General features: G+C 39.3%; 1 pseudogene. It reads left to right on the top strand.

The window, feature by feature from the left end:
* Positions 1-91 precede the first annotated feature (91 nt).
* Positions 92-1,076: pseudogene (locus AB1I63_10760) on the top strand (IS30 family transposase).
* The last annotated feature ends 9 nt before the right edge of the window (positions 1,077-1,085 follow it).

Genomic DNA, 1,085 nt, shown 5'->3' with positions numbered 1-1,085 from the left:
CTTGAATTTACAATATAAGTGCACAATAAAAACTCATAAGATTTTTTCTAGTAAAATAAAACTGAACAAACATCTTACGAAAGGAAATCTTATGAGCTACCATCATTTTACCATAGATGAACGAGAAAGTATTCTGATTTATCGTACTAAAGGGATGACCTTTTCTCAAATAGCACGACTATTACATCGGCACCCCTCAAGTATTAGCCGTGAATTAAAACGTCATTCAAAACAAGGCAACTATTCGCCTAGTAGGGCACAAACAGCTTATCATCTCGCTAAATCGCATTGTGGGCGAAAAAGGAAATTAGAAATAGACACTGAACTCAGTCAGACCGTCAAGCATCTTTTTCTTGAGTGTCAATGGTCGCCAGAAGAAATTGAGGGGCGATACATAGAAAACGAGAAAACCCGTCATTAGTTATCAAACCATTTATAGAGCTATCTATCGCGGTCACTTTGACGACACGCCTCTTTCACATGGTGCTCGTGGGGTTGTTCGCAAACTTCGTCACCATCGTAAAACACGCCATACACAATCCCATGTGGAAAAGCGAGGAAAAATTCCTATTTCTCATACCATTCATGAGAGGCCAATAGCAGCTAATGAACGCTCGAGAAGAGGTCATTGGGAAGCCGATACTGTTGCTGGAAAGACTGGAAAAGCTTGCCTAGTAACACTCACTGATAGGCATTCCCGCTTCCTCAAAATTCAGAAAGTAGCTGTCAAGAAAAGTAAATTGGTTATAGAAGCCATGGTAAATATGTTAGAGTCCCTACCAAAAGAAACAGTGACTCCTGATAGAGGTAAGGAATTCTCAGGACATCCTGAACTCACCAAGAAACTAAATGTCGAAGTCTATTTTCCTGATCCTCATGCTCCTTGGCAACGAGGAACAAACGAGAATACAAATGGCTTATTGCGAGAGTATTTTCCAAAAGGAAGTGACTTAACAGAGGTAGAACACTTAATCATTCAGGAATGGGAAGATAAATTAAATAACAGACCACGAAAATGTCTAAACTGGAAAACACCTTATGAAGTTTTTTATGGGATAAATGTGCACTTAATTTGACAATTCGCC

Source organism: Streptococcus pneumoniae (assembly GCA_040719455.1).
Lineage (GTDB): Bacteria > Bacillota > Bacilli > Lactobacillales > Streptococcaceae > Streptococcus > Streptococcus pneumoniae_G.
This window is presented reverse-complemented; position numbering and strand designations above follow the sequence as displayed.